This is a genomic window from Silvania sp. (genome assembly GCF_051656365.1).
Lineage (GTDB): Bacteria > Pseudomonadota > Gammaproteobacteria > Enterobacterales > Enterobacteriaceae > Enterobacter > Enterobacter hatchlandensis.
Map to the genome: position 1 here is coordinate 1 of NZ_JBOGBT010000080.1, position 8069 is coordinate 8069.

Genomic DNA, 8069 nt, shown 5'->3' on the forward strand with positions numbered 1-8069 from the left:
CGCCGTCAATGTAACGGCGGATCAGATAGCCCGAAATAAAGAAGAATACCGGCATGCGAAACGGTGCCAGATAGAGATTAAAATAGACCCAGCATTTGGCGAGCAGCGTCGAAAGCGGGGCCTGCAGCGCATCCAGATGGGGATAAAAGGTGATCACCGAGTGATAGATCACCACCAGGCAGATGCAGAGCCCTTTGATCTGATTAATCCATAATGCTTTTTGTTTCATTGCCTACCGAGTCCTGTTTTGCCATAAAAGTAACCGGTCATGTTGTGGGTCAACGCGCGGGATGTAATCGGTAAGAGTCTGTATCCGGACGATTTTCAGAAAAGGTGCAGGCTGCGTCGCGAGGCAGGCTTGGTTGAATCGCTGTCTACGCTGCTGATTTAACGTGTTTTTTCGGATTAATGATTAGTAAAGCACCGGGTTTCAGTCATTTACCCCTGGCGGATTCGCTTATATACTCACGGGTCTGCTCTCAGCAAACAGACGGATTTCATGTACCAACCTGTCGCACTATTCATAGGCCTGCGTTATATGCGTGGGCGCGCCGCGGACCGATTCGGTCGCTTTGTCTCCTGGCTTTCTACCATTGGCATTACGCTTGGCGTGATGGCACTGGTGACGGTTCTCTCCGTCATGAACGGCTTTGAGCGCGAGCTGCAAAACAACATTCTGGGGCTGATGCCGCAGGCCATTCTTTCATCTTCTACCGGCTCGGTTAACCCGCAGCAGCTGCCCGAAAGCGCAGTCAAGCTGCAGGGCGTAAGCCGCGTGGCACCGATCGTCTCCGGCGACGTGGTGCTGCAAAGCGCGCGCAGCGTGGCGGTGGGGGTGATGCTTGGCATCGACCCGGCACAAAAAGATCCCCTGACGCCGTATCTGGTGAACGTCAAGCAGAGCGATCTGGCCCCCGGCCAGTACAACGTCATTCTGGGCGAGCAGCTGGCCGGTCAGCTGGGGGTCAACCGCGGCGATCAGCTGCGGGTGATGGTGCCCTCTGCCAGCCAGTTCACCCCGATGGGGCGTCTGCCGAGCCAGCGTCTGTTTAACGTGATTGGGACCTTTGCCGCCAGCAGTGAAGTGGACGGCTACCAGATGCTGGTCAATATCCAGGACGCGTCACGCCTGATGCGCTACCCGCTCGGCAATATTACCGGCTGGCGTCTGTGGCTGAACGAGCCGCTGAAGGTCGACGTCTTAAGTCAGCAAAAACTGCCGGAAGGCACCAAATGGCAGGACTGGCGCGAGCGTAAGGGCGAGCTGTTCCAGGCCGTACGCATGGAAAAAAACATGATGGGCCTGCTGCTGAGCCTGATAGTCGCCGTAGCCGCCTTTAACATCATTACCTCGCTGGGCCTGATGGTGATGGAGAAGCAGGGCGAAGTGGCGATCCTGCAAACCCAGGGGCTCACACCCCGGCAGATCATGGCGGTGTTTATGGTCCAGGGGGCCAGCGCCGGCATCGTCGGGGCCTTGCTTGGGGCGTTGCTGGGCACTTTGCTGGCCAGCCAGCTCAATAATCTGATGCCGGTAATCGGCGCGCTTCTCGACGGCGCAGCCCTGCCGGTGGCCATTGAGCCGCTGCAGGTGGTGGGCATTGCGCTGGTCGCGATGGCCGTTGCGTTACTCTCCACGCTTTATCCTTCCTGGCGCGCTGCCGCCACCCAACCCGCTGAGGCTTTACGCTATGAATAAGATCCTGTTGCAATGCGACAACCTGTGCAAACGCTATCAGGAAGGCACGGTGCAGACGGATGTCCTGCACAATGTCAGCTTCAACGTCGGGGAAGGGGAGATGATGGCGATTGTCGGCACCTCAGGCTCCGGGAAAAGTACCTTGCTGCACCTGCTGGGTGGGCTGGATACGCCTACCTCCGGTGACGTGGTGTTCTCCGGCACGCCGCTGAGCGCCATGTCCTCGAGTGCGAAGGCCGATTTGCGTAACCGGGAGCTGGGCTTTATCTATCAGTTCCACCACCTGTTGCCGGACTTTACCGCCCTGGAAAACGTGGCGATGCCGCTGTTGATTGGCAAAAAGAAACCGGCGGAGATCAACGCCCGCGCCAGCGATATGCTGAAAGCGGTCGGCCTCGGCCATCGTGGTAACCATCGCCCTTCTGAACTCTCCGGCGGTGAGCGTCAGCGCGTGGCGATTGCCCGTGCGCTGGTCAACAATCCGCGGCTGGTGCTGGCGGATGAACCGACCGGCAACCTTGATGCCCGCAACGCCGACAGTATTTTCCAGCTGATTGGCGAGTTGAACGCTTCGCAGGGCACCGCCTTCCTGGTGGTGACGCATGATTTACAGCTGGCAAAACGCATGTCCCGCCAGCTGGAGATGCGTGACGGTCGCCTGAACGCCGAGCTGACCCTGATGGGGGCAGATTAATGGCTTCACCGTTATCGTTACTCATCGGCCTGCGTTTTAGCCGGGGCCGCCGTCGCGGCGGCATGGTGTCGCTCATTTCCGTTATCTCTACCGTGGGTATTGCGCTGGGCGTGGCGGTGCTGATCGTCGGCCTGAGCGCCATGAACGGCTTCGAGCGTGAGCTGAATAACCGCATTCTGGCGGTGGTGCCGCACGGGGAAATCGAGCCGGTTAACCAACCGTGGACTAACTGGAACGAGGCCCTGAACAAAGTCGAAAAAGTGCCGGGCATTGCCGCCGCGGCGCCGTATATCAACTTTACCGGGCTGATGGAGAGCGGGGCCAACCTGCGCGCTATCCAGGTGAAAGGGGTGAACCCGCGCCAGGAGGAGAAGCTCAGCGCGCTGCCGCAGTTTATTAAAGACGGCGCATGGGCCAGCTTTAAGGCGGGCGAGCAGCAGATTATTATCGGTAAGGGCGTGGCCGACGCGCTGAAAGTGAAGCAGGGCGACTGGGTGTCAATCATGATCCCCAACGCCAGTGCCGACCATAAGCTGCAGCAGCCGAAGCGCGTGCGCCTGCACGTCGCGGGCATTCTGCAATTGAGCGGCCAGCTCGATCATAGCTTTGCGATGGTCCCCATCGAAGATGCGCGCCAGTATCTGGATATGGGCAGCAGCGTGACCGGCATTGCCATCAAGGTCAACGACGTTTTTAACGCCAACAAGCTGGTGCGCGACGCCGGGGAAGTGACTAACAGCTACGTCTACATCAAGAGCTGGATCGGCACGTACGGCTATATGTACCGCGACATCCAGATGATCCGCGCCATCATGTATCTGGCGATGGTACTGGTGATCGGCGTGGCCTGCTTTAACATCGTCTCCACCCTGGTGATGGCGGTAAAAGACAAGAGCGGCGACATTGCCGTGCTGCGCACCCTCGGCGCAAAGGACGGTCTTATTCGCGCCATCTTCGTCTGGTACGGTCTGCTGGCGGGCCTGCTGGGCAGCCTGTGCGGCGTGGTAATCGGGGTGGTGGTTTCACTGCAGCTGACGCCAATCATTAACGGAATTGAAGCGCTGATCGGCCATCAGTTCCTGTCAGGCGATATCTATTTTATTGACTTCCTGCCGTCAGAATTACATTGGCTGGATGTCGTTTATGTACTGGTCACGGCGCTGTTGCTGAGTCTGTTGGCGAGCTGGTATCCGGCACGTCGCGCAAGCAAAATTGACCCGGCGAGGGTGCTCAGTGGCCAGTAATTACGTCATGATCCGGTGAGCGTTGCCGCCGGATCAGAAAGAGGAATGCGTTATGTATTACGGATTTGATATTGGCGGCACCAAAATTGCGCTGGGCGTGTTTGACAGCAACCTGAAGCTGCAGTGGGAAACCCGTGTTCCCACCCCCCGCGAAAGCTACGATGAATTCTTAACGGCGATTGTCGCGCTGGTGACACAGGCCGATACCCGCTTCGGCGTTAAAGGCAGCGTCGGGATTGGTATTCCTGGGATGCCGGAAACCGACGATGGCACACTGTATGCCGCCAACGTCCCGGCTGCCAGCGGTAAGCCGCTGCGCGCTGACCTTACCGCACTGCTGGAGCGCGACGTGCGCCTCGACAACGATGCGAACTGCTTTGCCCTCTCCGAAGCCTGGGACGACGAGTTCCAGCAATATCCGTTAGTGATGGGTCTGATCCTCGGCACCGGCGTCGGCGGCGGGATTGTCATCGACGGCAAAGCGATTACCGGGCGCAGCTATATCACCGGCGAGTTTGGTCATATTCGCCTGCCGGTGGATGCGCTGGAGGTGGTCGGGCGCGATTTTCCGCTGATCCGCTGCGGCTGCGGTCAGCACGGTTGCATCGAAAATTACCTTTCAGGCCGTGGATTTGCATGGCTTTATGAACACTTCTATCATCAAAAACGGCAGGCGCCAGAAATAATCGCCCTGTGGGAACAGGGGGATGAACAGGCTCTCGAGCACGTTGAGCGCTACCTCGATCTGCTGGCCGTGTGCCTTGGTAATATTCTGACCATCGTCGATCCGGACCTGCTGGTGATCGGCGGGGGATTATCGAACTTTACGGCGATCGCCGAACGGCTGTCAGGACGTTTACCGCGTCATCTGCTGCCGGTTGCCCGCGTGCCGCGCATTGAGCGCGCACGACATGGCGATGCCGGGGGAATGCGCGGTGCCGCGTTCCTTCATCTTACCCGCTAGCCATACGAGGTTATTATGCTGTCGCGTCGGTCACATCGACTCAGCCGTTTTCGCAAAAACAAACGTCGCTTGCGTGAGCGCTTACGCCAGCGGATCTTCTTCCAGGACGCCGCGTTGCCCGAACTGATGGAAAAACCCAGAGTCGTGGTGCTGACCGGCGCGGGGATCTCCGCCGAGTCAGGCATTCGTACCTTCCGTGCGGCCGACGGGCTGTGGGAAGAGCATCGGGTGGAAGATGTCGCCACCCCGGAAGGCTTTGCCCGTAATCCGCAGCTGGTGCAGGCGTTCTACAACGCCCGTCGCCGTCAGCTCCAGTCGTCGGAGGTGGCGCCTAATGCCGCCCATCTGGCGCTGGCGGCGCTGGAAGAGGCGCTGGGGGATCGTTTTCTGCTGGTGACGCAGAATATCGATAACCTGCACGAACGGGCCGGTAATAAGAATGTGATCCACATGCACGGTGAACTGCTGAAGGTACGCTGCGCCAGCAGCGGCCAGGTGTTGAACTGGACCGGCGATGTGACCCTCGATGACAAATGCCACTGCTGCCAGTTTCCCGCACCGCTGCGCCCGCACGTGGTCTGGTTTGGCGAAATGCCGCTGGGAATGGATGACATCTATAGTGCGCTGGCGATGGCCGATGTGTTTATCGCCATTGGCACCTCCGGGCACGTTTACCCGGCAGCCGGATTCGTCCACGAAGCGAAGCTGCAGGGGGCGCACACGGTGGAGCTGAATCTGGAGCCGAGCCAGGTCGGGAGTGAGTTCGAAGAGAAAGCCTACGGACTGGCGAGCGACGTGGTACCGGCGTTTGTAGATAAGTTATTGAAGGGATTATGACATTGTGATTTGCCGGGCGGCATTGTGCTTGCCCGGCCTACGTGCTTTTACTCCCTCTCCCTGTGTGAGAGGGGCGGGGTGAGGGCATCAGGCCGTACGAAATTAACGACCCGCCTTCAACTTCTGGTAATACTCTTCATACAGGCGGCTGGCGTCGCCGACATCATTCTGCCATTCGCCTTTGCTGATAATATTCGCGTCCGGATACAGCGATTTATCGTTCGCCACCTCCGGGCTCAGCAGCTTGCGCGCCGCCAGGTTTGGCGTCGGGTAGCCGATGGTTTCTGCCACCTGTTTTGCCACATCCGGGCGCAGCAGGAAGTTGATCAGCAGCAGGGCACCTTCAACGTTTTTAGCATTGGCCGGGATTGCGAGGCTGTCCATCCAGAAAATCCCGCCCTCCTCAGGCCACACCACCTCCAGCGGCGTGCCGGCCTGACGCGCCACATAGGCGGAGCCGTTCCACACCATCCCCAGATTCACTTCCCCTTCCATGTACGGGTTGGCCGGGTTATCTGAGTTAAACGCTGCGACGTTGGGCATCAGCTTTTGCAGCTCGTGATAGGCCGCTTCAACTTCTTTTGGGTCGGTGGTGTTGCCGGAATAACCTAACTTGCGCAGCGCAATCTGGAACACTTCACGCGCGTCGTCGGTCAGCAGTAGTCCGCCTTTGTACTCCGGTTTCCACAGATCGGCCCAGCGGGTGACGCTTTTTGGATCCAATTCGTCACGGTTGATGCCAATCGCCGTGGCACCCCAGATATAGGGAATGGAGTAGTCATTGCCCGGGTCAAATGGCTTGTTGAGCATCTCAGGATCGAGGTTGCCAAAGTGGGTGAGCTTCGTTTTGTCGATCTTCTGGATCATGCCCTCTTTGCGCATCTTGTCGACGAAATAGGTGGAGGGCACCACCAGGTCATACGCCCCATCTTTGTAGGTTTTGAGCTTGGCGTACATGGTCTCATTCGACTCATAGGTCGAATAAATCACCTTGATGCCGGTCTCTTTCGTGAACTGCTCCAGCAGGCCTGGCGGCACATACTCGGTCCAGTTGTAGAAGTAGAGCGTTTTGCTGTCGTCCGCGTGCGCAGCGCTCATGCCGATTGCCAGAGCGCCTGCCGCGAGCAGGTGGCGTGACCATTTAATCATTTAACGTCCCCTGAGATTCGAGCCTGTTTCTCCAGGCTCTTTGTTTTATCACGAGCAATAAGCTGGCTGGCGATGACCAGAACCAGCGATAACACCAACAGAATGGTCGCCAGCGCGTTCACCTCGGGTGACACGCCGACTTTCACCATCGAATAGATCTTCAACGGTAGAATTTCATAGCTGGGTCCGGTGACGAACGACGACACCACCACGTCATCCATTGACAGGGTAAAGCTTAGCAGCCAACCGGCGGCCACTGCGGGCATTGCCAGCGGCAGAATGATTTTGCGCAGGATGATGATTTCGCTGGCCCCCAGATCTTTCGCCGCCTCCAGCATCCGCACGTCAAAGCCTTTCAGACGGGAGTAAACCGTCACCACCACAAACGGCAGGCAGAAGGTGATGTGCGAGAACAGCAGCGACCAGAAGCCCAGCTGTACGCCCAGCAGCATAAACAGCACCAGCAGCGAAATGGCCATCACGATATCCGGCGACATCATCACCACAAACAGCATCCCGCTGACAAAGGGCTTACCGCGAAAACGGTAGCGGTACAGCGCCACGGCGGTCAGGGAACCGATCAGCGTGGCAAACGTCGCCGAGAAGACCGCCATGGTCAGCGAGTGCTGTGCCGCCTGCAGCAGACTGTCGTTATTCATCAGCAGGCGATACCAGTCGGTGGTAAACCCCTGCCAGTTGATGCCAAAGCGCGAGCTGTTAAACGAGTTAACGATCAGGATGATGATCGGAATAAACAGAAAGGCATATATGGCGGCCATAAAACCGCCGCGCAGCAGTCGACCGATCATTCGAGTTCCACCTTTTTGTTCAGCAGGCGCGAGGCGCGCCAGTAAACCAGCAGCATCAGGCCCATCACCAGCGTCAGGGTGATGCTGGTGGCGGCGCCAAACGGCCAGTCGCGAATATTGAGGAACTGACTCTTAATAACGTTGCCAATCAGCAGGTTTTTCGCCCCGCCCATCAGGTCGGAGACAAAGAACAGGCCCATCGCCGGGAGCATCACCAGCAGACAGCCGGCAATAATCCCCGGCATGGTCAGCGGCACAATGATGCGCAGAAAGGTCTGCAGTTTGCTGGCCCCGAGATCCCTCGCCGCTTCCAGCAGGGGTTTATCCAGCTTCTCAATGCTGGCGTACAGCGGCATCACCATAAACGGCAGCAAAATATAGACCAGCCCGATAATCACCGCGCCGGGGGTATACATAATGCGGATAGGTGTGTCGATCACCCCAAGCTCGAGCAGAAACGCGTTCAGGTAGCCTTTAGTGCTGAGGAAGATCTTCAGGCCGTAAATGCGGATCAGCGAGTTGGTCCAGAAGGGGACGATCAGCAGAAACAGCAGCAGCGGGCGCACCTTTGGCGGCAGCGTCGCCAGAAACCAGGCAAAGGGATAGCCCAGCACCAGGCAGGCGAGGGTGGCTATCACCGCCATGTTGAGCGAGTGCAGTAGCACCTGAAAAT

Annotated in this window: 9 protein-coding genes; 5 read left to right on the forward strand and 4 right to left on the reverse strand. The window is 58.1% G+C overall.

Annotation, left to right across the window (positions count from 1 at the left end):
• Positions 1 to 229, reverse strand: a 229-nt coding sequence (locus ACRDD5_RS15190) for an acyltransferase family protein (RefSeq protein ID WP_438677197.1), incomplete at its 3' end; no start/stop codon positions are given.
• A 270-nt stretch (positions 230 to 499) separates the two neighbouring features.
• Here ACRDD5_RS15190 and lolC point away from each other — a divergent pair.
• The 5 genes from lolC to cobB are packed head-to-tail and all read left to right on the forward strand — an operon-like array spanning position 500 to position 5438.
• Positions 500 to 1699, forward strand: coding sequence for a lipoprotein-releasing ABC transporter permease subunit LolC (gene lolC, locus ACRDD5_RS15195; RefSeq protein ID WP_438677198.1), 1200 nt, complete (start codon positions 500 to 502; stop codon positions 1697 to 1699).
• Positions 1692 to 2393, forward strand: a complete 702-nt coding sequence (lolD, locus tag ACRDD5_RS15200) for a lipoprotein-releasing ABC transporter ATP-binding protein LolD (protein ID WP_271283918.1) — start codon at positions 1692 to 1694, stop codon at positions 2391 to 2393. Before lolC ends, lolD begins: the two co-directional genes overlap by 8 nt.
• Positions 2393 to 3637 (forward strand): lipoprotein-releasing ABC transporter permease subunit LolE, encoded by a 1245-nt coding sequence (gene lolE / locus ACRDD5_RS15205; protein WP_271283917.1) that lies wholly within the window; start codon positions 2393 to 2395, stop codon positions 3635 to 3637. Before lolD ends, lolE begins: the two co-directional genes overlap by 1 nt.
• A 52-nt stretch (positions 3638 to 3689) precedes the next feature.
• Positions 3690 to 4601, forward strand: a complete 912-nt coding sequence (gene nagK / locus ACRDD5_RS15210; protein WP_438677199.1) for an N-acetylglucosamine kinase — start codon at positions 3690 to 3692, stop codon at positions 4599 to 4601.
• Between the two features lie 15 nt (positions 4602 to 4616).
• Entirely contained in the window at positions 4617 to 5438 is an 822-nt protein-coding gene (cobB, locus tag ACRDD5_RS15215) for a Sir2 family NAD+-dependent deacetylase (protein WP_438677200.1), read from the forward strand.
• Positions 5439 to 5540: 102 nt separating this feature from the next.
• On the opposite strand, the gene potD is transcribed toward cobB, so the two are convergent.
• The 3 genes from potD to potB form a co-directional block, all read right to left on the reverse strand.
• Positions 5541 to 6587 carry a spermidine/putrescine ABC transporter substrate-binding protein PotD gene (gene potD, locus ACRDD5_RS15220; RefSeq protein ID WP_438677201.1) on the reverse strand — a complete coding sequence of 349 codons (1047 nt, stop codon included), beginning with the start codon at positions 6585 to 6587 and terminating at the stop codon, positions 5541 to 5543.
• Complete coding sequence (potC, locus tag ACRDD5_RS15225) at positions 6584 to 7396, reverse strand: spermidine/putrescine ABC transporter permease PotC (RefSeq protein WP_438677202.1); 813 nt, start codon at positions 7394 to 7396, stop codon at positions 6584 to 6586. The genes potD and potC overlap by 4 nt, the downstream gene beginning before the upstream one ends.
• Positions 7393 to 8069: spermidine/putrescine ABC transporter permease PotB (gene potB, locus ACRDD5_RS15230; RefSeq protein WP_438677203.1), on the reverse strand; the 677-nt coding region annotated here is incomplete at its 5' end. The genes potC and potB, both read right to left, overlap by 4 nt.